This is a genomic window from Gemmatimonas sp. UBA7669, assembly GCF_002483225.1.
GTDB lineage: Bacteria > Gemmatimonadota > Gemmatimonadetes > Gemmatimonadales > Gemmatimonadaceae > Gemmatimonas.
Genome location: NZ_DLHL01000053.1, coordinates 57246 through 80146, shown reverse-complemented (window position 1 = coordinate 80146; position 22901 = coordinate 57246). Strand labels below are relative to the sequence as shown.

At 65.1% G+C, this 22901-nt stretch carries 17 protein-coding genes; 12 read left to right on the top strand and 5 right to left on the bottom strand.

Features of this window, described 5'->3' with window-relative positions:
- Positions 1-48 precede the first annotated feature (48 nt).
- Genes B2747_RS15915 through B2747_RS15905 form a run of 3 tightly spaced genes read right to left on the bottom strand, consistent with a single transcriptional unit; the run spans position 49 to position 4330 of the window.
- The gene (locus B2747_RS15915; RefSeq protein WP_291163111.1) at positions 49-462 is read right to left on the bottom strand and encodes a hypothetical protein; all 414 of its coding nucleotides are present in this window, start codon (positions 460-462) and stop codon (positions 49-51) included.
- Positions 463-489: 27 nt separating this feature from the next.
- The gene (locus tag B2747_RS15910; RefSeq protein WP_291163110.1) at positions 490-2418 is read right to left on the bottom strand and encodes a glycoside hydrolase family 3 protein; all 1929 of its coding nucleotides are present in this window, start codon (positions 2416-2418) and stop codon (positions 490-492) included.
- A gap of 25 nt (positions 2419-2443) precedes the next feature.
- The gene (locus B2747_RS15905) at positions 2444-4330 is read right to left on the bottom strand and encodes a Xaa-Pro dipeptidyl-peptidase (protein ID WP_291163108.1); all 1887 of its coding nucleotides are present in this window, start codon (positions 4328-4330) and stop codon (positions 2444-2446) included.
- 121 nt (positions 4331-4451) lie between these two features.
- On the opposite strand from B2747_RS15905, the gene B2747_RS15900 reads away from it, so the two are divergent.
- The 4 genes from B2747_RS15900 to B2747_RS15885 all read left to right on the top strand — a co-directional run bounded on the left by B2747_RS15900 (position 4452) and on the right by B2747_RS15885 (position 9561).
- Entirely contained in the window at positions 4452-4808 is a 357-nt protein-coding gene (locus B2747_RS15900; RefSeq protein ID WP_291163106.1) for a helix-turn-helix domain-containing protein, read from the top strand.
- A 6-nt stretch (positions 4809-4814) separates the two neighbouring features.
- On the top strand, positions 4815-6080 hold the full coding sequence (locus B2747_RS15895) for a type II toxin-antitoxin system HipA family toxin (protein WP_291163105.1): 1266 nt from the start codon (positions 4815-4817) through the stop codon (positions 6078-6080).
- Between the two features lie 128 nt (positions 6081-6208).
- Positions 6209-8245: a sodium-translocating pyrophosphatase gene (locus tag B2747_RS15890; RefSeq protein ID WP_291163103.1), complete on the top strand. Its 2037-nt coding sequence runs from the start codon at positions 6209-6211 to the stop codon at positions 8243-8245.
- Positions 8246-8247: 2 nt separating this feature from the next.
- The gene (locus tag B2747_RS15885) at positions 8248-9561 is read left to right on the top strand and encodes an APC family permease (protein WP_291163102.1); all 1314 of its coding nucleotides are present in this window, start codon (positions 8248-8250) and stop codon (positions 9559-9561) included.
- A 54-nt stretch (positions 9562-9615) separates the two neighbouring features.
- Here the strand turns inward: B2747_RS15885 and B2747_RS15880 are convergent, their stop codons facing one another.
- Complete coding sequence (locus tag B2747_RS15880; protein WP_291163100.1) at positions 9616-10725, bottom strand: hypothetical protein; 1110 nt, start codon at positions 10723-10725, stop codon at positions 9616-9618.
- Positions 10726-11044: 319 nt separating this feature from the next.
- Between B2747_RS15880 and B2747_RS15875 the strand changes: the two genes are divergently transcribed.
- From B2747_RS15875 to B2747_RS15855, 5 genes are all read left to right on the top strand, one after another.
- Positions 11045-11860: a TonB-dependent receptor gene (locus tag B2747_RS15875; protein ID WP_291163098.1), complete on the top strand. Its 816-nt coding sequence runs from the start codon at positions 11045-11047 to the stop codon at positions 11858-11860.
- Between the two features lie 86 nt (positions 11861-11946).
- On the top strand, positions 11947-12531 hold the full coding sequence (locus tag B2747_RS15870) for an RNA polymerase sigma-70 factor (protein ID WP_291163097.1): 585 nt from the start codon (positions 11947-11949) through the stop codon (positions 12529-12531).
- A 62-nt stretch (positions 12532-12593) separates the two neighbouring features.
- Positions 12594-13649: a FecR family protein gene (locus B2747_RS15865; RefSeq protein ID WP_291163096.1), complete on the top strand. Its 1056-nt coding sequence runs from the start codon at positions 12594-12596 to the stop codon at positions 13647-13649.
- A gap of 3 nt (positions 13650-13652) precedes the next feature.
- Positions 13653-16424: a TonB-dependent receptor gene (locus B2747_RS15860; protein ID WP_291163095.1), complete on the top strand. Its 2772-nt coding sequence runs from the start codon at positions 13653-13655 to the stop codon at positions 16422-16424.
- Between the two features lie 11 nt (positions 16425-16435).
- Entirely contained in the window at positions 16436-17335 is a 900-nt protein-coding gene (locus B2747_RS15855) for a DUF4249 domain-containing protein (RefSeq protein ID WP_291163094.1), read from the top strand.
- A 61-nt stretch (positions 17336-17396) separates the two neighbouring features.
- On the opposite strand, the gene B2747_RS15850 is transcribed toward B2747_RS15855, so the two are convergent.
- Positions 17397-18314, bottom strand: a complete 918-nt coding sequence (locus B2747_RS15850) for a sulfurtransferase (protein WP_291163093.1) — start codon at positions 18312-18314, stop codon at positions 17397-17399.
- 95 nt (positions 18315-18409) lie between these two features.
- On the opposite strand from B2747_RS15850, the gene B2747_RS15845 reads away from it, so the two are divergent.
- The 3 genes from B2747_RS15845 (at position 18410) to B2747_RS15835 (ending at position 22842) form a co-directional block, all read left to right on the top strand.
- Positions 18410-19414: a GlxA family transcriptional regulator gene (locus B2747_RS15845; RefSeq protein ID WP_414652203.1), complete on the top strand. Its 1005-nt coding sequence runs from the start codon at positions 18410-18412 to the stop codon at positions 19412-19414.
- Positions 19392-20633: an amidase gene (locus B2747_RS15840; protein ID WP_291163091.1), complete on the top strand. Its 1242-nt coding sequence runs from the start codon at positions 19392-19394 to the stop codon at positions 20631-20633. The genes B2747_RS15845 and B2747_RS15840 overlap by 23 nt, the downstream gene beginning before the upstream one ends.
- A gap of 166 nt (positions 20634-20799) precedes the next feature.
- A complete protein-coding gene (locus B2747_RS15835) occupies positions 20800-22842 on the top strand; it encodes an Ig-like domain-containing protein (RefSeq protein WP_291163090.1) in 2043 nt (680 codons plus the stop codon).
- Positions 22843-22901: the final 59 nt, after the last annotated feature.

The window sequence follows — 22901 nt, the reverse complement described above, 5'->3', positions numbered from 1 at the left end:
GACGGTTGATGCCGTCGGGGGCGTTTGTGTAGGGCCGTGTGTCGTGTGTTACTTGGCGGCCTGACGTTCACCGCTGAACGTGGCGCCACCGGCGCCGCCAAAGTCCACGTCACCCTTCACCACGTTGGCGCTCACCAGCACGCCCTTGAAGCTCAGCGCGGCGCCACCCTGCGTGTTGATGACGAAGGCAAAGCTGCTGTCCTTTACGCTGCCCTTGAAGGGCAGCACACCCATGCGGCCCGACTCGTAGGTGCCGCTCAGGGAGTCGCCCGTCTGCTTAATGATGACGGTGGGCGTCCCGGTGCCGTTCTCCGTCACCACGGCGTACTTCCAGGTGCCGGTGAGATCGATGGCCGGAACGGGCGATACCGCACGGCCGCCGAATGCCGAGGCAACGGCGATGGTGGCAACGGCAACGGACGACAGCAGCACGCGCTTGGTAGCTGGAGTAGTAAACGGCATGGTGGGTATCACGAAGGAGTGGCGCGCTTAGCGCGTGAGGCCGTGGCCGAAGTTGGCAACGCCGGGAATGGTGATGGGCAGCTTGCCGGTGATGGGCGCGCGACCCAGCAGCGCCCGCGCCGCCGCACGCTGCGACATGGTCCACGGACTCCAGGCCAGCATGTGCGCCTCGGTGAGCGGCAGGCCAAGCTGCAGATACGGATTGTTGAAGCTGGTGAGCAGCACCTTGGTGTTGGCTGCACGCAGACCGTTCAGCAACTCGGGCAAACCAGCGGTGGGCTTCATATTGGCCGTGTTGGTGGCCGCGCCGATGTAGCTCGACACGATCACCAGATCGGCGCCCTGCGCAATGCGCAGCGCGTTCTCCACCGACGCCGGCAGAATGGTGGGGTCGGGTGTGACCCGATAGCCACCCGCCTGCCCTGCCGCCGCACCGGCCGTGGCTTCGGCCACCACTTCCGGCGTGAGGGTGAGCGACTGGAGACGCGGATACTGCGAGCGCAGTTCAGCGTCAAATGCGCGACCCGCACTCAGGTCCGCACGCCCGGAAATGGTAATGCTCACCACGCGCGCCTCACGCGGCAGCTTCATGGGCACGAGCCCCAACGAATCGCGCACCAGCGTGATGGACTTCTCGGCGGCCAGACGTGCCGGGCCGGTGTTGGCCACCGTGCCCACATGCGCGCGCACCTCCTCCACGTTCACCAGCCGATTGACGTTGAGGCCGAACTCGTGCTTGGCCATGAGCAGCTTGCGCACCGATTCATCAATGCGCGCCTCGGTCAGGCGACCCGCGCGCACCGCCTCGGCCACGGCACGAATGGACACCTTCGCATCGGTGGGCATGAGCAGCACATCGTTGCCGGCTTCCACCGCCCGAATGGTGGCCTCGCCCATGGTGATGCCACCCAGCACGCCGTTCATGTCCAGCGCATCGGTAACCAGCAGGCCGTCGAACTTCATGGTGTTGCGCAGCAGGTCGGTCATCACCGCCTTGCTGAGCGTGGCGGCCGTCTTGGTGGTATCGAGCGCCGGCAGGTCACCGTGGAAGGTCATCATGCCACGCAGACCCGCGTCGATGGCCGCCTGGAAGGGCACCAGTTCCACGCTGTCGAGTCGCGCGCGCGACACGTTCACCCGCGAGAGTTCGAGGTGCGAGTTCTGCTCGGTGTCGCCATGCCCCGGGAAGTGCTTGCCCGTGGCCAGCATGCCGTTCTGCTGAATGCCGCGCACGAGACTGCGGCCCATCTGCGCCACCAGCGTGGGGTCTTCGCCGAACGAGCGCGCGCTGATGACGGGGTTCTTGGGGTTGTTGTTCACATCCAGCACGGGCGCGAAAGCCATGTGGATGCCCATCGCGCGACCTTCCACTGCCGTCACGCGGCCCATTTCGTAGGCCAGCATGGTGTCGCGTGTCGCGCCAATGCCCATCTGATACGGGAAGCTCGTGGCGCCACCCAGCTCGATGGCGTTGGGCAGGAACCAGCCTCCACGCGCACGGAACGCCGCCCCCGTCTCGAGGTCGGCGCCCACCAGCAACGGCAGCTTGGCCACACGCTGCAGCGCGTTGATCTTGGTGGCGATGTCGGCCGGGCCACCCACCGAGACAATCACGCCACCCAGTTCGAGCTCGCGGATCTGGTTCTCGATGGCGGTATACGACCCGGCGTCCACCGGCGCAAAATCGCCGAGGGTCCATACCCAGACCATCTGCGCAACCTTCTGCTCCAGCGACAGCGTAGCCAGCACGGAGTCGGCCCAGCGGCGCTGGGCAGCGGGCGAGCTGGCATTCGGAACGGTCGCGGTGCCCACGGCCGGGCGTCGCGTGGCGGCTGCCGAGGCACTGCTGCCGATGGCGCTGCCCGCTGATGCGTTGGCCGAGGCGCAGCCCGCGGCAACCGCCGCGATGGTGGCAACCAGCGGCGCGAAGCGATAGCGCTTGTACGGGGCGTTCACAGCGTAGGTCTGTTTCACTTCGGTTTTACTTGAGAGCGGAGGCACCGCCCACAACGGGCAGTGTGATGGACGTCTGATCGAGATCGATGGAGAGCACGGTCCCCGGCGCCGGGTGCAGCGTGAAATCCTTGTCGCTCGAGAAAATCATGAGGCCGATGCGCTTGCCCGCGGCGATGATCTGGTCATCGGGCTGCAGATCGAACTCCAGCGTGACCGGCTGCCCGGGCACGAGTGGCGTGCTGCGACGGACATCCCGCGCGTTCTGCGGATCGGCCCAGCCCCGCGTGATGATACCCGCGTTGTTGTTGCCGGTTGCCGGCCAGGGCAATTCCACCAGCCACACCGACAGATTGGCGGCGGGCTTGTTGCTGGACAGCGTGATGCGCACACGCCCGATGCCCGAGAGGTGCACGGGTTGCGTAAGCGGAGCGGTCGCGAACAGAAGACGCGTCGGCGAATTCTCGGCGCGCGCGAGATCCACACCGCCCAGCGACACATTGTCCGTCACGGTCTCGATACCCTGCGCGGGGGTGCGCGTGGTGCCGAGGGCGCCGACGGCGTTGCCACCCTTGGTGGGATAGAGCGTGACCGGTGAGGCCGCCGGATTGGGGTAGTCGGCGTATGGCGTGGGCTCGAGACGCGGCGCGCCTTCACGCACCACAAAGGCCTTGGGGTCCTTCTCCACCCCGTTCTGCACGCCAAGCAGGTACCGCGTGAACCAGCGGTTCATCATGGCAAGCGGCGGCTCACCACCGTGTCCGCCCTGATGATAGTACTGCTGCACGGGTACGCCGTTGGCCTTGAGCGCCTGCACCATGAGCACACTATGCTCGGGCATCACGTTCCAGTCATTGAAGGCGTGGGCCATGAGGGTTGCCGCCTTGATGCCACCCGCCTGCATGATGTAGTCGCGCGAGGCCCAGAAGTCGTTGAAGTCGCCCGTGCGACGATCGATGCCCTTGCCGATGACCGCGTCGCGCACGCGCTCGTTGCACAGCGCGCGTGTGGCCGGGTTGCCACTCTGCACGAAGTCGTAGAGCACGTCCACGTCTTCACCCAGATAACCACCGGGGCTGCGCACGAGGCCGTTGCTGCGATAGTAGCGGTAGTACGAGTTGTTGGGCGCCACGGGGATGATGGCCTCGAGGCCCTTCACACCGGTGGTAGCGGCGGCAATGGGCAGCGTGCCGTTGAACGAGGTGCCGGTCATGCCCACCTTGCCGGTGGCCCAGGTGGCCTTCACTTCCTCGCTGCCATCGATGGTGGTGAAGCCACGCGCGCGGCCGTTGAGCCAATCGATCACCGCCTTGGGCGCCAGCGATTCGTTGCTGCCACCAATGGTGATGCAGCCCTGACTGAGTCCGGTCCCGGGCGACTCCGAGTGCACCACGGCAAAGCCGCGCGGCACCCAATTGCGCACCTGCGAGTTGCTGATGCGCGCGCGATTGGGATTGAAGGTCACGCCTTTGCCCAGCGTGCGCGCCGGCGGCTCGGCGCCCAGCTCCTGCTTGACGGGCCAGAACACGTCGTCGTTGCCCAGCGTGCCGGCGTAGTAGGGGCTGGTCTCGTACACCACCGGCACCTTGAGACCGTTGGCCGTGGGACCCGGGCGGGTCACGTCCACGTGGACCCGGTCCTTCTTGCCGTCGAAGTCGGAGTCAAACTCCGTCTCCACCCAGAGTCGCTCGCGGATCCACTGGGTGGTGTCGGCGAAAGCGGGCACCACCTGCGACTCCCCGTTCTGAATGACGTAGGGCGCGGGAAGGGTGGCGTTGGTGGCCGGCGGGGTGGCCGAGCTCGTGGCGGCGGTGCTGCTGCCCGAGGAGGCCCGGCAGGCGGCGAGGGCACACAGGGCCAGCGACTGGACGGCAGTCCGTGCGGCGCGGTGGGCAAGGCGGGGGTGACGTGTCATGGGCTAAACTTTGGCCGGTGCCGTGGTGGGCGCCAGTGCGCGCAATGGATGAAAGGATTCTTGCTTTTTATATGGTTTGAAGCAATTATTCTTACTATTATCGCCTAATCAGGAGGCAGCAATGCCGAAACCCACCATCCGCAGCCCTGAGCGCGCCCCCGCCCGTGTGGTGGAGGTGGCTGCCACGCTTGGGCACAACATTGCGCTGGCGCGAAAGCGTCGGCGGCTCCGCCTTGCCGATGTGGCCGAGAAAGCTGGCCTCACCATCCCCACACTGCGCGCGGTGGAAGCCGGGAATGTGGGGACCAGCCTTGCGGCCTATCTGGGGGCACTGTGGGCTCTCGGCCTCGAGGACGGCATACTTCCCGTGGCGGCCTTGGAGTTCGACCCTGAGGGGCAGATACGCGAGCGCAGCGCGCTGCGTCGTGGACTGGCGCAGCCGCGCATCAGCCGCAGCAAACTCGACGACGACTTTTGATCGACGATGAACCGCGCCGAGTCCTGTTACGTGTACATCCAACTTCCGCAGTCACACGAAGTGTTGACCTGCGGAAGGTTCGTGCGTGAGCGCAATGCATTTGGTGATGTCATCGGTCGGTTCGTATATGGTCGTCGATACCGGGAACATCCTTCGGCGGTGCCAATCGATCCGTTGCATCTGCCGTTGTCAGACAACACATACGAAACCACCCGGCTTGACGGAGTGTTCGGTGCAATCCGCGACGCAAGTCCAGATGCCTGGGGACGACGTGTCATCGAACACGCGTTGGGCAAGGTCGATGTCGGCGAAGTCGAGTACCTGCTGAATTCGCCGGAGGATCGCGCGGGCGCACTGTCCTTTGGTCTCGGAAAGGTGCCTCCACCACCGCTCCGCCCGTTCAACAGCACGTTGCAGCTCGAGGCCCTGCTGGATGCCGCTCGACAGCTTGAGTCCCTGCACGTCGGTGAGCCCGTGCCCGAAAGCCTTCAGCGACTCCAGTTGCTGGTCGAGACGGGGACTTCCATGGGTGGAGCCCGCCCCAAGAATGTGGTCACGGACGAAAGCGGCTTGTGGCTCGCCAAGTTTCCGTCGCGAGGCGACCGGTGGAACAACGCGGCGGTGGAAGGAGCACTGTTGAAGTTGGCGCGGCAGTGCGATGTGCGTGTCCCACCATATCGTATCGAACGCGTCGGGACTGCACCCGTCTTACTTGTTCGTCGCTTTGATCGGGAGCGGCTGAGCGCTCGTTCCGAGTACAGCAAGGCACGCATGGTGAGTGCCCTTACGGTACTGGACGCTGACGAAATACGTGATCGTCAGCGCTGGTCCTACCTGCTCCTGAGCGACGAATTGCAACGATGGTCGGCGCGCCCGCAGCTTGACCGCGCAGAGCTCTTTCGTCGCATGGTGTTCAACGCATTGGTGACCAACAATGACGACCACCCGCGCAACCATGCGCTCATCGCGCATACCACGGAGTGGCGTCTGTCCCCCGCCTACGACCTCACCCCGTCACCGGTGCAGGCGTTTGAACGGGACCTGGCCATGGTATGCGGGACTGCAATGGGACGTCGAGCAACCCGAACGAATCTGATCTCCGGCTGTGCGCGCTTCGGACTGACGGCCGATGACGCGGCCGCGATCATTGATTACATGCGCACCGTCGTGGCGGCGAACTGGGAAGGCGCCATACTATTTCATGGAGGCAGCCGGGCGGACTGTGACGCTGTAAGGCCGGCCTTTGAGATTCCCGGTTTCGACGCGGCGTAGGGGATCTACAACCGCCCCCCAGCCGCTTTCTGCCCCCCGGGACTGGTCACCGGGCTGTTCCGGGGCGATTTTGCGGGGATGTAGCGGAACGCCCTCAGTGGTCCCTCCATTCCCAAACCCCAGATCCCGTGCTCGAGCAGTACGCACTCCCACTGGCTCTCGTATGCGCCGCCATTGCCATCGTCTATGGCATCGTGACGGCGCGCTGGATCATTGCCCAGCCCTCGGGCAATGCGCGCATGCAGGAAATCGCCGGCGCCATCCAGGAAGGCGCTGACGCCTACCTCAAGCGCCAGTACACCACGATCGCCCTCGTGGGCGTGATTCTCTTTCTTGCCGTCGGCTTTGGCCTCGGCAGCTGGATGACCGCCGTCGGCTTCGCCATCGGCGCCATTCTCTCCGGCGTGGCTGGCTTCATCGGCATGTTCGTCTCGGTGCGCGCCAACTCCCGCACCGCGCAGGCCGCCTCCACCGGCCTCAATGCCGCCCTCAACATCTCGTTCAAGGGCGGCGCCATCACCGGCATGCTGGTGGCGGGCCTCGGTCTGCTGGGCGTGGCCGGCTTCTACATGCTGGTCATCGGCAACAACACCGGCGAAGAAGCGGTGAAGCACGCGCTCGAACCCATGGTCGGCCTGGCCTTCGGTTCGTCGCTCATCTCCATCTTTGCGCGACTGGGCGGCGGTATCTTCACCAAGGGCGCGGACGTTGGCGCCGATCTGGTGGGCAAGGTCGAGGCGGGCATCCCCGAAGACGATCCGCGCAACCCGGCCGTGATTGCCGACAACGTCGGTGACAACGTCGGCGACTGCGCCGGCATGGCGGCCGACCTGTTCGAGACGTACGCCGTGACGGTCATCGCGGCCATGCTGGTGGCCGGCCTCGGCTACGCCACCTATGGCAACACCGGCGTGCTGTATCCGCTGGTGCTCGGCGCCGTGTCCATCCCCGCGTCCATCGTCGGCACGTTCTTCGTGAGCGTGAAGCCGGGTGGCAAGATCATGGCCGCGCTCTACCGCGGCCTCATCGTGTCGGGTGTGCTGGCGGCCATTGCGTTCTTCTTCGTGACGCAGGCCATGTTCCCCACCAACAGCACGGCGCTCTTCACCTGCGCCATGATTGGTCTCGCCCTTACGGCGGCCCTGGTGGTCATTACCGAGTACTACACGGCCACCGAATACGGCCCGGTGCGCGAAATCGCCAAGGCCTCCGAAACCGGTCACGGCACCAACGTGATCTCGGGCCTCGCGGTGTCCATGCGTTCCACGGCCGCGCCGGTGCTGGTGGTGGCCGCGGCCATCTACGCCTGCTTCGAAATGGCGGGGCTCTACGGCGTGGCCATTGCGGCCACGGCCATGTTGTCCATGGCCGGCATGATCGTGGCGCTCGACGCCTACGGCCCCATCACCGACAATGCCGGTGGCATTGCCGAGATGAGCCACCTCGGCCCTGAGATTCGCAAGACGACGGACGCGCTCGACGCGGTGGGCAACACCACCAAGGCCGTCACCAAGGGTTACGCCATCGGCTCGGCCGGTCTCGCGGCACTGGTGCTCTTTGCCGACTACTCGAGCAAGCTGGGTGAACACCTCGGCGCGCCGGTCAACTTCTCCATCGACGATCCGAAGGTCGTGATCGGCCTGCTCATCGGCGGCATGATTCCGTACCTGTTCGGCGCCGCGGCCATGCAGGCCGTGGGTCGCGCGGCGGGCGCGGTGGTGCAGGAAGTGCGCCGTCAGTTCAAGGAACTGCCGGGCATCATGAAGGGCACGCAGAAGCCGCAGTACGACAAGGCGGTGGACCTGCTCACCAAGGCGGCCATCCGCGAGATGATTTTGCCGTCCATGCTGCCACTGGTCATTCCGGTGCTCGTGGGTCTGTTCCTTGGCGGCGCCGCGCTGGGTGGTCTGCTCATGGGCACCATCGTGACGGGTCTCTTCGTGGCCATCTCCATGTGCACCGGTGGTGGCGCGTGGGACAATGCCAAGAAGTACATCGAAGAGGGCCACCATGGCGGCAAGGGCAGCGATGCCCACAAGGCGGCGGTCACGGGTGACACGGTGGGTGATCCGTACAAGGATACGGCGGGTCCGGCCATCAACCCGCTCATCAAGATCATCAACATCGTGGCCCTGCTGCTCATTCCGCTGCTCTCCAAGGCCTGATCGTGACATCTCCTGCTACAAGCGCGCCGCGCGGACCATCTCTGGTCCGCGCGGTTGGCGTATGGGCCCTGGCGGCCAGCATTTTCAACGTCACGGTGGGTGGCGGCATCTTCCGTCTGCCCGCGTCGGCGGCTGCGGCCGCGGGTGCCGCGGCGCCGCTGGTGTATCTCATCTGCGCCGCGGTCATGGGCTTCGTGGTGCTGTGTTTTGCCGAAGCCGGCAGCCGCATCACACTCACCGGCGGCCCCTACGCCTACGTGGAAGCGGTGTTCGGTCGCTACGTGGGCTTTCTGGCGGGTGTGCTGCTGTGGATGCTGGGCACGACGGCGGTGGCCGGCGTGTCGTCGGCCTTTGCGGAGGGCGTGGGCGCACTGGTAGGCATCGAGGGCATTCGGGTGCCTGTGATCGTCACCATGTTCGTGCTGCTGGCCATCATCAACCTGCGTGGTGTCGAGCAAGGCACGAAGCTCATTGTCGTGGCCAGCATTGCCAAGCTGCTGCCGCTGCTGGCCTTTGTGGCCATTGGCGTGTTCTTCATTCAGCCCGACAACATCGCCATTCGCGAAGTGCCGAGTCCCGCGTCACTGGCGCGCGCGGCCATCGTGCTGGTGTTCGCCTTCAGCGGTGTGGAGACGGCGCTGGTGCCCAGCGGCGAGATTCGCGACCCCGCGCGCACCGTACCGCGTGCCCTGGCCATCGCCATGATTGGCGTGACGCTGCTCTACCTGGCGGTGCATGTCGTGGCGGCGGGTTTGCTGGGTGACAAGCTGGCCACCAGCACGGCGGCGCCGCTGGCCTTTGCCGCCGAGTCCTTCCTTGGCACGCCGGGGCGGTTGCTGCTGCTGGTGGGCGCAAGCATCTCCATGTTCGGGTACGTGAGTGGCATGACGCTGGCTGTGCCGCGTGCGCTGTTCCGCTTTGCCGAGGACGGTTTGCTGCCGCGTGTGGTCGGATCGGTGCACGCGACGTATCGCACGCCGCACGTCGCCATCATCATCCAGACGACGCTGGTGTGCGCGCTGGCCGTGTTCAATTCGTTCGAGCAACTCGCGGTAATTTCCAATCTCGCGGCGCTGCTGCTGTATGCGGGTTGCGCGGCGGCCACGTTCATGCTGCGTCAGCGCGGCATTCGTCAGGAAGGCGCGGTGCCCTTTGCCGTGCCGGGTGGTCCGCTGGTGCCCATCATCACCATTGGTCTCATTGCCTGGCTGCTGACAAGCATCACGCAGGCCGAGTGGACGGTGCTGCTGATCACGTTGGGTGTGGCGACGGGGTTCTATGTGGTGGCGGCGCGGACTGGGAAGCCGACAACCTGACCATCTGGAACAGGAGGCAAGGACGGTTTTGCAGGCATGCCGTCCTTGTCCCTCTCATTGCTGTACACGCAGCGTGTATACGACAATCGATTCCACATCGTCTTGGTCTCGGCGGACGCCAACCGCGCGCATGCCGTCGACCGAAAGCAAATGGAAGCGGGCTGGGAACACGACATCCGCTTTCCACCGTCCATCCGGCGCGTAGACTGACCAGGTACTCTCGTCGCGGGGAAACGGTCGCTTCATCGGGATAGGGCCAACCGGAATGTATGGGCCCACCCAAAGATCCCCATTTGATGCAGCAATGAACTCACCAAAGTGCGACATGACCTCGGCGAATGGCACAGTACGGCGCAAGCGGGCGATGTACGCGGCACCGTTCGGGCCCGGGTTGGCCGCCGCTTCACTCGCGAAGAAGTCTTCCTTGTGCGCCGGGCGGACCGGTGCCGCACGCAAACCGCGACGTTCAGTACGTGAGATGTGCCGACCATCGGGTGCGTAGCAATCAATGCGATATCTTGCAGGATAGCCAACACAGACTCTGTTGCCGACGACCGCAGCGACGCTGGTTGCGCCGAACACCGGGGTCCGGGGTCGGCCTGTCGCACCACGAATGACTTCGCGCTCGTCAGAGCGCGCAATGACCCGCCTGGAGCGAGCTGTCACTACGAGCAACTGCATTTCGAGCATGCGCGAGTCGCCCGCATTCATCGCAGGGATGGTATCCTGAAGCTTTGCCACGAACAGCGTGTCATTGATCGGACCAACCCGCTCCACTCGTCTCCCGGCAACAGGTACCTCACGTGGCAGCACACGCACAAAGTCGCCGCGCGCATTGAACAGAGATGCCGTGCCTGCGGCATCCTCGGCCACGAAACCCGTTGGTGACCGCCATACGGTCCACAGATCACTGATCTCACCGGGGCCACGTCCCGCGCCACCAATCGTTCGCAGGTGCCGCATGTCTGGAAAGCTGAACTGTCGCAACTGGCTTGTTTTTCCGTCGGCCACCAGGAGCCGATCACCTGCGACCAGGAACGCTGCAACGATGTCGTTGAAATCTGTCGGCCCTCCCTCTCCGTCTCCCCCTACTGCGATACCTGGCCCTGCAAGAGCCCAGCGCTGAGGCGGCCGGTCCGATGCTTGATACGTGTTGGAGTGCAAAGGGCCAGGCTGGAGGAGTATCGACAGACAGGTAGCTGCGGAGATGGGGAAAAGTCGCATAGGACAAACCTGCAATGCCAGAGTGAACTGATTACGGATGCCGTGAACAGCGCTGAAGTACCGAAGTACTGCAGCCGACCTGAGTCGCGCGCCCCGTCAACAGAGCTCTGAGTGATGATGTCGAAAACTCCAAGCAACTGAGAGGAGGCGTGCACCAATTGCCGCGCCAATCTTCCAGAGGCTCGCCATTTCAGCGAAAGTGTGTAGACTCGACTTTAGCCGCAAGCCCCTGACAACAATGCAGCAGATGATCTAGACGATGATCGATCGACTTCGCAGTTGTCATCTCAGAATCCTGCTGCCAGCCATTCCGCTTCTGTCGTTCGTCTTCACTGTAATCGCAGAAGCACAGCCAGTCGTACCCAGAGCTCAAGGGCGTACGCTGTCAGTTCTGGTCTTGGATGAGTCCGACCGCCCCGTTGGAACAGCGGGTATCGAGCTCATCAGTAGAGCGCAGCGACTGAGTGCAGTGACGGACTCTGCCGGCATTGCTCGTGTTGTCAGCCTTGTGGGGGATTCAGTAACCATACTGGTTCGGAGCATTGGCTTCTTCTCAACGCGCATCGAGGCACGTGTGGAAGAACTTGGAGAGAATGTCACGATTTATCTGGACCGGCAGCCCTATGGACTTCGCGCGGTAGATGTTCGCGACAACTCGCCATCGTCAACGAGACTTGCGGACTTTGAAGCTCGACTGCGATCGCGGACGGCAAGCGCGTCGGTCACTCGCGATCAAATTGAACATCGCAATCCGGTGCGACTGTCACAGATGCTTCGAGGAATCTCTGGCCTTCGGATTGCGGACTCACTTGGCTCAATGGTGGCGATCTCGACGCGCGGCATGAAGTCTGTGCCGGCCGGCGGCGGAATTGCGTTGGTCCCCTGTGTGTTGCGTGTCATGCTCGATGGAATCGTCCTTCCGGCGCTTTCCGACATCGACAAAGTCGTCCCGCAAGACGTTCATGGGGTGGAGGTGTTTTTCGGGGCTGCCTCCATTCCTCCTTCGCTGGGTGGCATGCGATCCGACAACTGGTGTGGCCTCATTGCCATCTGGACGCGAAGCGGCGGGGGGTAGGAACTTCAGGTCAACCGGGTGTAACGGGACCCCACAGTTCGTCCCAGGCCTGAAACTCCTGGTCGTGCGCAGCCGTGCTAAAGGCCATGTCCTTGCACGACGCAGTCCAGCACGAAGCCGCCCAACTCGACGCCTGCGCTCCCCGCATTCGTGCGGGTGATGCGCAGGCGTTCGAGCAGCTGTTCCGGGCGCTGCATGCGGCGTTGGTGGGCTTCGCGCTCCGTTACACGGGCGATACGGCGCGGGCGGAGGAAGTGGTGCAGGATGTGTTTCTTGCCATCTGGCAGGCCCGCACGGAATGGGCGCCTCTTGGGTCGGTGCGGGGCTATCTGTTTGGTGCGGTGCGGAATCGGGCGCTCAATGTGCGCCGCCGCGATGTGCTGGAGCAGGACTGGACGACCCACGCCGCACAGGCCGACACGCCGCCCCTGCACAGCGTGGCGGCCGACGCCGACGCCGATGCCGAGGCGGAACAGGCGGAGCTGGTCTCGCTGGCGCAGGCCGCACTGGATGCCCTGCCCGAGCGCTGCCGACTCGTCATGCATCTGCGCTGGCGTGAGGGCCTGAGCTACGCGGAGATCGCCGAGGCCATGGGCATTGGCGTCAAAGGGGTGGAAAACCAGCTCTCGCGCGGCCTCAAGGCCGTGCGCGCCCGGGTGTTGGGGACCTGAACTGACCCGTTGTGGGGTTTTTCCGGCGCCGTGTGTCGTGCTGGTAACCTCAACACGCTGGCATGCACACTCCGCAGTCTGAACCTGAGTTTTTGCCGCACGATGCTGACACGGCGCTGCTGGACCGGATTCTTGCCGGATCCGCCACGCCGGACGATCAGGCGCGTCTCGATACGTGGCTGGCGGCGGACCGGCGTCACGCCGCGTTGCTCAAGGCGCTGCGTGAGGCGCATGCCACCGCTGGCGCCACGACACCTGGCGCCACGACGGCTTTCGCCACGACGGCCTCTGCGACGGACGCTGCGTGGCAGGCCCTTCAAGCGCGCATGGGCAGCGCAGCGGACAGCAACACGAGTGTCCGCCCACTTCACACCGCACCCAGTGTGCGCCGTGCCACTCACACACGTGGCCTGCCCACTTGGCTGCGCGTGGCGGCGGTGTTGCTGGTGGGCGTGACGGGCGGCGTACTGTGGCAGAATGCCACCGCCAGCCAGGAGTATGCGGCGCCACTCGGCCAGCGTCTCAGCATGACACTCCCCGACGGCAGTCGCATGACCTTGGCCGGTGGCAGCACCGCCCGCGTTCCGCGGTCGTTCGGGGCAGGCGCTCGCGAGATCACGCTGCAGGGTGAAGGACACTTCGATGTCGTGCACGACACGACGCAGCCGTTCCGCGTGCGCGCCGGCAACGCCATGGCCGAAGATGTGGGAACACGCTTTGTCGTGCGTGCCTGGCCGGAAGTGGGCGGTGTGGAAGTGGCGGTGGAAGAGGGCATCGTCGCCCTCGGACAGGGGCAGACGGCGCCCACCCTGCTGCACGCCGGCGACCGCGGGCGCGTGACGTCTTCGGGTCGTGTTGAGGTAAGCCAGGACGGCGCGGAGCGCGCCGCCTGGATTCGCGGCGAGTTTGTGTTCGACGGTACGGCGCTGTCTGAAGCCCTCCCGGCGCTCGCCAGATGGTATGGCGTCACCTTGACCGCCACACCCGACATGCTGGAGCGCCGTGTCACCGGGCAGTTTGCTGCCCTTCCCTTGGATCCGATGCTCGAGTCGCTCGCTCTGGCACTCGATGCGCAGCTCGTGCGCAACGGATCCACCATCACGTTCTCATCACGCTGATTCATGCGAATGCTGTCTTTGGCCATGGCGCTACTGGCGTCAGGGCCGCTCGTTCACGCCCAGCCGGCTCCGACCAACGCATCGGCACCGGCGCCGATGCGAATGCCGGTACCAACACAATCTTCGGGCTTCACGCCGCTTGAGCACAGCAGCACCGCGCGCGGTCCACTGGCGGCGCTGGTCAGCATCGAGGCCAAAGGCCAGAGTCGTCGCAGCGTCCTGGCGGACATCGCCAGACAGGCGGCCCTGCCCTATGTGGCCGACCGGGCGCTGCCGGCGCTGACGTCACCGGTCACGCTCTCGCTGCATCGCGTGCCCGCGCGATCGGCCGTGCTGCGCCTGCTCGAGGGCAGCAGCCTGCGCGCCGTCGTCAGCGCGAACGGTCAGGTCGTCATCATCAACGACAATGTCAACGACAGCACAAAGCGCCCGCAGGAAGACACGCTGACGGCTGTGCGGAGCGAGCGCGTGTCCGGTTTCGTACGCAGCCTCGCCACCGGCGAAGTGCTGCGGCGCGTGACAATTCTGGTGGACAACGACGCCCAGGTGCGGCAGACCAACGAAGAAGGCTACTACGCCCTGGTGCTTTCCGTCGGCCCGCATCGGCTGCGCGTGCGTGCCATTGGGTATGCGCCCTTCGACACCACGATTCAGGTCACGACGCGCATGCAACTGGACCTTGCCCTGCGCACGCAGGAGTCGGTGCTGTCCGCGGTGCAGATCACCGGCGACCGCGACGAGCGACCCGACCTTGATCCGCGCAGCCCGCAGATGAGCGTCATCAAGTTGGACATGCGCATCGCGCGCTCGGTGCCGCCGGTACTCGGCGAGGTGGACCCCATTCGCACCCTGACGCTGCTGCCGGGTGTGACCACCACCAGCGACGCATCCACGGCCTTCTCGGTGCGTGGTGGTGGCGTGGACGAGAATCTCATCCTGCTCGATGAGTCCACCATCTACAACCCGTCGCACATTCTGGGCTTCCTCTCCACGTTCAACGCCGACGCCATCGACAACATCATGTTGTACAAGGGCGCCATTCCCTCGCGCTTCGGCGGTCGGCTGTCGTCGGTGGTGGATGTTCGGCAGCGCGATGGCAACCGCGAGGAGTTCAACGGCGCCGCATCCATTGGCTTGCTGTCAAGCCGCGGCATCATCGAGGGACCGTTGCCCGGTTCGCGTGGATCCTGGATGCTGGCCGCGCGACGCTCGTACGCTGATGCCTTTCTGGCGGCCGCTTCGGACAGCTCCGTGCGCAACGCCGTGGCCTACTTCTACGATCTCAACGCCAAGGCCCACGTGCGCCTTGGCGAAACCGGTTCGTTCATTGCCTCCGGGTATCTGGGCCGCGACAACTTCGGTCAGCCCAGCCAGGGGTTCGGCGTGGGCTGGGGCAACCGCGCCGCCACCCTGCGCTGGAATCAGGCCTGGCGCGGCCGCTTGTTCTCCAAGCTGACCGGCTCGTGGAGCGACTACGACTACCGCCTGCGTTTTCGCATCTTCGATTTCGAAACGGTGCGCTGGATTGCCAACATCCAGAGTGCGGACTTCAAGCTCGACGAAACCTGGCAGATGACGGCGTCGCAGAAGCTGGAGTTTGGTGCCGAATGGACACGCAACATCTTTCGTCCGGGTGAGGTGTTCAACACCGGTGACTCGTCGAGCTTTCTGCCGCTCAAGGTGGAGACGCGCTACGGCGTCACCCGTGCTGCCTATGTGGCCCATGATATCGAGCTCGGCTCGCGGTTCGGCATGCAGTACGGATTCCGCGTGGCGGATTTCGCCCGTCTGGGCAGCGCCACGCGTTACGAATACGGCCCCAGCGGCCCGGTGGTGTACAACCCCAGGCTCGGGCGCTACGAACCCGCTCCGTTGCTCGACAGCAGCCGCGTGGCCTCAGGGGATCGTATGTCCTACTACAGCGGCGTGGAGCCCCGTGCGTCGTCGCGCCTGTCGGTTGCGGACAATCACAGCATCAAGTTGAGCTACGCGCGCACGCAGCAGTTTCTCCAACTCATCTCCAACACCAATTCGGTGTCGCCTCTCGATGTCTGGGAGCCGGTCGGACCGTTCATCAAGCCGCGTGTCGCTGACCAGTACGCACTGGGATGGTCGGCGCAGTGGCGCGGCCTCGAGCTGAGTGCCGAGTCGTACTATCGCAGCGCCAAGAATGTCGTGGACTATGTCGACGGCGCCGATGTGTTGCTCAACCCCCGTCTCGAAACCATCCTGCTGCAGGGCATTGGTCGCTCGTACGGTCTCGAGCTGTTCGCGCGCCGCAATGTCGGTCGCCTGTCAGGCTGGGCCAGCTACACCCTGAGTCGCGCGGAGCAGCGCATTCGCGCGCCTGGTGAAACCGGCGGGGGCATCAACAACGGCGACTGGTACCCTACGCCGTTCGACAAGACACACAACCTCGCGCTCGTTGGCCTGTGGCAGTGGACGCCCAAGTGGAACGTCGGTGCGACCTTCACCATGGCCTCCGGCTTGCCGGTCACCTTGCCGGGTGCGCGCTACTTCATCGATGGTCTGCTGGTGCCGGAGTACGGCGCACGCAATGCCGCGCGTCTGCCCCTGTATCACCGCCTCGACCTGAGTGCCACGCGAAAGCTGGGCAAGGGTGAGCTGCAGTTCGGCGTGCTCAACGCCTACAACCGCTTCAACGCACAGGCCCTGCGGGTGCGTCAGCGTTTCGACAATCCGCTGCAGTCCGAGGCGGTGCAGACCTCGATCTTCGGCCTGGTGCCGAGCATCAACTACGTCTTCAGGTTTTGAGAGTGCCACACATGAAGCAGCTCATGCATCGATCCATCCACGCCGCCACGGTGGCGGCCACTGCGGCTGTTTGTGCCATGCTGCTGACGGCGTGCGAGCGCGTGGTTGACATCACAGTACCCGACGGCCCGACCCGACTGGTGGTGGAGGGACGCGTAGAGGCCGTGGTTGGCCGTCCAAGTGGCCGGCAGCAGGTGATTCTCACCACCACCGCACCCTACTTCCAGCAGACCGCGGCGCCGCCGGCCCGCGGCGCGCAGGTGTCCATTGCCGATGAAACCGGGCGCGTGGTGCCACTGGCTGAATCGGCCACTGCGCCCGGTCACTACGTCACCGAGAACCTTGTTGCGCGGGTCGGCGGCCGCTACACCCTGCGCATCAGGTGGCAAGGTGACGAGTACGAGGCCGAGGACACCCTGCTGCCCGTCGCGCCCATTGATTCGTTGTACTTCACCAAGCGCAGCTTCCTGGGCTTCGGACGGCCCGAAGACGAGGATACGCTGCCGCGTGTCACCATCGACATGCGCGATCCTGTCGGGGCCAGCAACTACTACCTCTGGGATCTCTACGTTGATGGCCAGCGTGTTCTCGTGTCCGACAGTGTGCTGCGGCACCGGGCCGTCGATACCGATCAGTACTTCGATGGCTTGCGCATCCGCTCGTATCAGACACATCCGGACACACCCATCAGACCGGGGCAGATGGTGCTGCTGCGCCAGCAGTCGCTGTCGGAACAACAGTATCGTTTCTACCGCACGCTGAACGACCAGATGATCGGCAACGGGTCGCCGTTCTCGATTCCGCCCACGTCGGTCCGTGGCAACATCTCCAACCGCACGAGACCAGCAGTGCGTGCTCTGGGGATCTTCATGGCCACCAACGTGGTGGAAGGGTTGATACGCGCGCCGTAGGCGGGTGTACCGCTTCGGGCGTACCGTGTCGGGCGTACCGTGTCGGGCGTACCGTGTCGGGCTAGCGCCCGTCGCTGCCTTTGAGCACGGGCAGCCCGCGACGCTGCCAGTCCTGATAACTGCCGTCGTAGAGGCGCACCGGGAGTCCCAACGTGCGTGCCGCGACATAGGTCATCGACGCGCGGTAGCCCACCCAGCAGTAGGTCACGAGCGTATCACCACCGCGCATGCGCTCCGTGTACAACCGGCGGAGCGTGGCGCTGTCCTGCAGCTGATGCAGGTCCACGTTGGCAAAGACCTGTTCCCACTGCAGCTGCCGCGCCCCCGCGGGGTGACCGTCACTTGGCATGCCACTGCGATTTCCGGTGCCGTCAAACTCCCCGTCCGTTCGCGTATCGATCAGGGCAATCCCCCTGCCCTGTCGTTGCGCAATCCACTCGGCGTTCACCACCACCTCGGCGGCCGGCCGCACCGGGTAGCTGCTGCGTGTGAAGCGGGCGGGCGCGGTGGCCAACGGACGGCCATCGCGCTTCCATTGCGCCACGCCCCCTGCGAGAAACGCGAGACGTGGATGGCCCATGACATCAAGCGTCATCAGGGCACGGGCAGCCATGGGTGGCTCGTGCGTGGTGGTGGCCACCACCAGCGCACCGGGGGCAATGCCCAACCCTGAGAACAGGGAGGCCAGACTGTCGGGGGATGGCAGCTCGCTGCTGAGTCCATCGCGTGTCATGACCAGCGCCCGGTAGGGCAGCATGCGCGCACCGGGGATGCGTGCCGTCTTGGCGCTGGTGTCCATCTCCACCTGCAGCACCACCAGATCGGCGTCGTCAAGATGGGCCGCGAGCCATGCGCCGTCGACCACCTGAATGGGCGCCGGTGCCCGCTGGGCAGTGGCAGTGGTCGCGAGTGCGGCGGTGACGGCCAGCAGCATCGACAGCGAACGTGTGTGGGACGGCAACCGGTAAAGCCATGACATGCGGGCCTCGAGGCGATGAGTGGTAGTTGAAACGTGCCACCGCCAGGCGCCATGCCGTGAGTGGCTGAAACGCCACTATGCGATAGGTTTCGGCCATGCCACCTCGCGCTGACCCTCCGCATTCAACGTCTCGCGCCGCGCCACCCATCCCGGTGGCCATTTTCGTACAGCCCTCCGTCGTGCTGTTCGACTTGGCCGTGCCGCTGCAGGTCTTTGGCTATCCGCGTCCCGACGAGGGCGCACAGCGCTATCGGGTCACGCTCTGCGCTGAGCATCCCGGGCTGCTGCCGTCCGCATCAGGCATGGGCGTCGAAGTGCAAAAGGGCCTGGCCGCGTTGCGCCACGCGCACACCATTGTGGTGCCTGGCATTGACGACTTGACCGTGCGTCCTGGACCGGCAGCACTGCGCGCGCTCCGCGCCGCGGCGGCGCGAGGGGCACGCTTCGTGTCCATTTGCACCGGGGCCTTTGCGTTGGCCGAGGCCGGTATGCTGAATGGCAAGCGGGCCACGACGCACTGGCTCGACGCCGAGGAGTTGCGTACCTGCTATCCGACAATCGACGTGGACCCCGACGTGCTGTACGTGGACAACGGGCAAGTCCTCACGTCGGCGGGCATTGCGTGTGGCATTGACCTGTGCCTGCATGTGGTACGACAGGACTACGGGGCCGGAGTGGCTGCTGCAGTGGCCAGGCGGCTGGTGGTGGCGCCGCATCGCGAGGGCTCGCAGGCGCAGTATGTGGCGCGACCGGTTGAGCCGGATGACGGGCATTCGCTCGAAGACACCTGCCGCTGGGCTCGCAGCCGGCTCTCGCAGGCGCTGACGGTTGCGCAACTGGCTCAACACGCCGGCCTTCCCGAGCGTACGTTTTCCCGACGCTTTCGCACCGAGATTGGCACCTCGCCGCTGCAGTGGCTGCTGGCCGAGCGCCTGCTGGCGGCCCGCGAGTTGCTCGAGCGCACGCGCTGGCCTCTGGCACGCATTGCGTCACGCTGTGGCCTGGGCAGCGAGGTGTCGTTGCGTCAGCACTTCCGTCGTCGCTTCCAGATCAGTCCGTCCACCTATCGTCGCACGCATGGACTCCATCCTCGATCGTGATACGCTGCAGGCATTCTGCCGCCACACCCATGTGGAGCGTGCACCCACGCGCGGCGGTGCGCTGAGTGGTCTGAGCTTCGGGCTCAAGGACCTGTTTGATGTGGCCGGTGAGCGCACGGGGTTCGGCAGTCCGGATTGGCTGCGCACACACGACGTGGCCAGCGAAGACAGCTGGGTGCTGCGTGTATTGCTGGACGCGGGCGCGCACATGCTGGGCCGCACGCACACCGAGGAGATGGCCTTCAGTCTGACCGGCGAGAACGCGCACTATGGCACGCCGCGCAATCCGCGTGCGCCCGAGCGGGTGCCGGGAGGATCGTCGAGTGGCTCAGCGGCGGCCGTGGCCGGCGGGCTGGTGGACTTTGCCATTGGCAGCGACACCGGCGGCAGCGTGCGCGCGCCGTCCTCGTTCTGCGGGATCTTTGGCATGCGGCCAACACATGGCGTGCTGCCGCTCACGGGTGCCTGCCCGCTGGCGCCCATGTTCGACACGGTGGGCTGGTTTGCGCGTGATGCACAGATGCTTGCGCGCGTGGGGACGGTGCTGTTCGATGCGGCCGGTGTTGCGCCGCAGCACAGTCCCGTGCCTCCCACGCGTGTGCTGGTGGCGCAGGATGCCTTGGAGCTGACGGTACAGGAATCGCGGCCGATGCTGGAGGAAGCCGTGCAGCGTGTGGCGTCGCAGCTGGCGTCGCAGCTGGCGTCGCAGCTGGCGTCGCAGCTGGCATCGCAGGCAAGCGTGGAAATGCTCACCCTCGCCCCCGAAGGTCTGCGCGCGTGGTACGACGTGTTCCGTGTGCTGCAGTGGGCGGACATCTGGCGCACCCATGGCGCGTGGGTGGAGCGCGTGCGGCCGACATTCGGCCCGCAGATCGCCCCCCGTTTCGAAGCCGCGTCCCGCGTGACGGCCGACGAAGTGCGCGACGCCGATCAGGCGCGGCTGCACATCGTTGCGCGGCTCGAGTCACTGCTTGCTGGCGACACCGTACTGGTGCTGCCTACCGTGCCTGATGTCGCGCCCAAGTTGGCCCTGCCGCCGGCTGAGACGGTGGCGGTTCGCGAGCAAGCATTGCAGCTGCTGTGTTCGGCCGGTCTGGGTGGCTTGCCGCAGATCTCGATGCCGATGGCCGAGCGTGACGGCCTGCCAATGGGAGTGTCGCTGCTGGCAGGCCGTGGCCGTGACAGGTGGTTGCTTGAGTTGGCGGCGTCACTGCGTTGAACGGAGTGCGTCGAGGGCAGACGCACAAGTCGCCCTGCGTGAATTGGCTTGACGGCGGCGCTGGTGCGTCCGAGTGTAGGGGACGTTTGGGACGGCGCGCTTTGCCCATGTGAAGTGCGCTTCATGTAGCGAGTGCAACACGACACGGCGGAGGCCGGGAGTACTCATGCGATTGCGCGCAGCGATGAGGCTAGCGACAGGGTTGGTGATGGGCGTAGTGCTCGGTGCCTGTGAAGACGAGTACGGGCCGAACGTGAGCGGCGTGCCCGGCTTCGACATCCGGTGGGTGGAAGTCACGCCTGGTGTGGACACTGTATTTGTGTCCGACACCATCCGCGCCAGCGATCGCCTGGTCCTGCAGGCCGCGGCCTACGGTGTCGGTTCGCAGCGCTTGCCCGTCGGACGCTTTGTGTGGGGCACATCAGACAGCAATGTGGCCGTGGTGGACAGCTTTGGTGTCGTCACGCCGCGCCGCTTCGGTACAGTGGAAATCTCTGCGAGTGCCACGCGCATTGGCAAAGCCACGGTGGTCGTGGCGCCGGCCACGCGGCGGGTGGAGGTCGCTTCGGTCACCGATACGATTCTGATTGACGAGCCGGTGGTCGCGGCGAACGCACGCTTGCAATTGAGCGCGCGCGCCGTCAACGAGACAGGCCAGACCGTTACAGGCTCTCGCGTCGCATGGAGTGTTTCGCCAAGCAGTGTCGCCAGCATCGACTCAACGGGTTTGCTGCGTGCGCTCACACCGGGCGCCGCCGTCGTGACGGCAGTCGTGACGTCGGCTGGCGTGCAGGGGCAGCGTACCATACAGGTCCTGCCCTCCATTCGTGACCTGCGCATTGGGCCAGCGCCAGCACAGGTGCTGGCTGGCGACACCGTGGTGCTCACAACCGTTGCGACTAACTATGCTGGGCAGCCAATCACGCGAGCCGTGCGGTGGCAAACCTCGAATCCTTCGATCGCGAGCGTAGACAGTACCGGGCGTGTCATCTTCGTTTCCGTTGGATCGGCGACGATCACGGCGAGCAGCACGTACCGAACCGCTACAGTGAGTATCACCGCACTTGGCCGGGAGCTGACTGCGGTTGCCTCTGGTTTCGATTTTACCTGCGGAACAGCGCGACTTGGTCGAATCTATTGCTGGGGGCGGGGAACGCAGGGGCAACTGGCCAGCCAGGCTGACTCGCTTTGCTTCACTGATTTGATTCCACGCCAAGAACTCGATCCTCGAGCTTGCGCAATCGCGCCGAAGCAATCCTCTGCTCCAACTCTGAAAGCGGCTACGATCGCTGCTACTGACTCCTCAGCCTGCGTCATCTCCTCTGCTTCGCAGCTCTACTGCTGGGGTCACGATCGCTTTGGTGAAGTTGGGAATGGAGGAGCTGCCGGAGGTGCGTTGCCGAGTCTGGCGACCGTTTCGAATGAGAGGTTCTCCGTCCTTACTGGCGGCGGAAACCACGCCTGTGCAATAAGCCTGTCTGGCCTAGCCTTTTGCTGGGGGAAGGACGAGACTGGCCAGCTCGGCGACCGGCGTCGCGTCAACAGTACCACACCCATCCCCGTTGTTGGGCCTGACGGGCTTCTCGCCACCGCTCTGCGCTTCTCGGAAATCGAGGCGGGAGACTACCACACTTGCGGTATCGAGCGCACGAGTGGCAGGGCGTATTGCTGGGGCGATGGCGGATTCGGCGCGGTGGGGCATGGCCGGGCGGATACGGTGGATGTGCCCACGCCGGTTTCGGGTGAGCTGGCCTTCCAGCATATCTCAGCAGGTCGTCATCACACCTGTGGCGTGACGCGCATTGGCGACATGTACTGCTGGGGCGCCAACTCAAGCGGCCAGCTTGGCGTGTCGGGCCTTGGCCAAAGTCTCACACCCGTCTTTGTTGGCAGCGGATACACCAACGTTAGTGTTGCCATTGGTTACTCCTGTGGCCTGCGTTCGGGCGGTAGTGTGCACTGCTGGGGGAGCAACGCCTATGGCCAGTTGGGTCGAGGAGGGGGGAACCCCACCGGCAACTCCTCGTCGCCGGCTGCGGTGGCACTCAACCGCAGCATCCTCAGTATCAGCGCCGGGTCACGCCACATCTGTGCTGTCGACAGCGAGTTCCAGACTTGGTGTTGGGGCGGGAACTTAATGGGCGCTCTCGGCAACGGCCTCCAGGCCGCTATGCGCGCCGTCCCCGAACGCATCGCACCGCTCCGGTAACGCACACAGCGGCGGGACCGCTCACCGCAGTCCCGCCGCCGCTGTTCCAACCCGACTTC

Coding starts and splice junctions, on each gene's coding strand:
- B2747_RS15915 (WP_291163111.1), bottom strand. CDS start 462: ATGCCGTTTACTACTCCAGCTACCAAGCGCGTGCTGCTGTCGTCCGTT.
- B2747_RS15905 (WP_291163108.1), bottom strand. CDS start 4,330: ATGACACGTCACCCCCGCCTTGCCCACCGCGCCGCACGGACTGCCGTC.
- B2747_RS15900 (WP_291163106.1), top strand. CDS start 4,452: ATGCCGAAACCCACCATCCGCAGCCCTGAGCGCGCCCCCGCCCGTGTG.
- B2747_RS15895 (WP_291163105.1), top strand. CDS start 4,815: ATGAACCGCGCCGAGTCCTGTTACGTGTACATCCAACTTCCGCAGTCA.
- B2747_RS15875 (WP_291163098.1), top strand. CDS start 11,045: ATGATCGATCGACTTCGCAGTTGTCATCTCAGAATCCTGCTGCCAGCC.
- B2747_RS15870 (WP_291163097.1), top strand. CDS start 11,947: ATGTCCTTGCACGACGCAGTCCAGCACGAAGCCGCCCAACTCGACGCC.
- B2747_RS15865 (WP_291163096.1), top strand. CDS start 12,594: ATGCACACTCCGCAGTCTGAACCTGAGTTTTTGCCGCACGATGCTGAC.
- B2747_RS15860 (WP_291163095.1), top strand. CDS start 13,653: ATGCGAATGCTGTCTTTGGCCATGGCGCTACTGGCGTCAGGGCCGCTC.
- B2747_RS15855 (WP_291163094.1), top strand. CDS start 16,436: ATGAAGCAGCTCATGCATCGATCCATCCACGCCGCCACGGTGGCGGCC.
- B2747_RS15850 (WP_291163093.1), bottom strand. CDS start 18,314: ATGTCATGGCTTTACCGGTTGCCGTCCCACACACGTTCGCTGTCGATG.
- B2747_RS15845 (WP_414652203.1), top strand. CDS start 18,410: ATGCCACCTCGCGCTGACCCTCCGCATTCAACGTCTCGCGCCGCGCCA.
- B2747_RS15840 (WP_291163091.1), top strand. CDS start 19,392: ATGGACTCCATCCTCGATCGTGATACGCTGCAGGCATTCTGCCGCCAC.
- B2747_RS15835 (WP_291163090.1), top strand. CDS start 20,800: ATGCGATTGCGCGCAGCGATGAGGCTAGCGACAGGGTTGGTGATGGGC.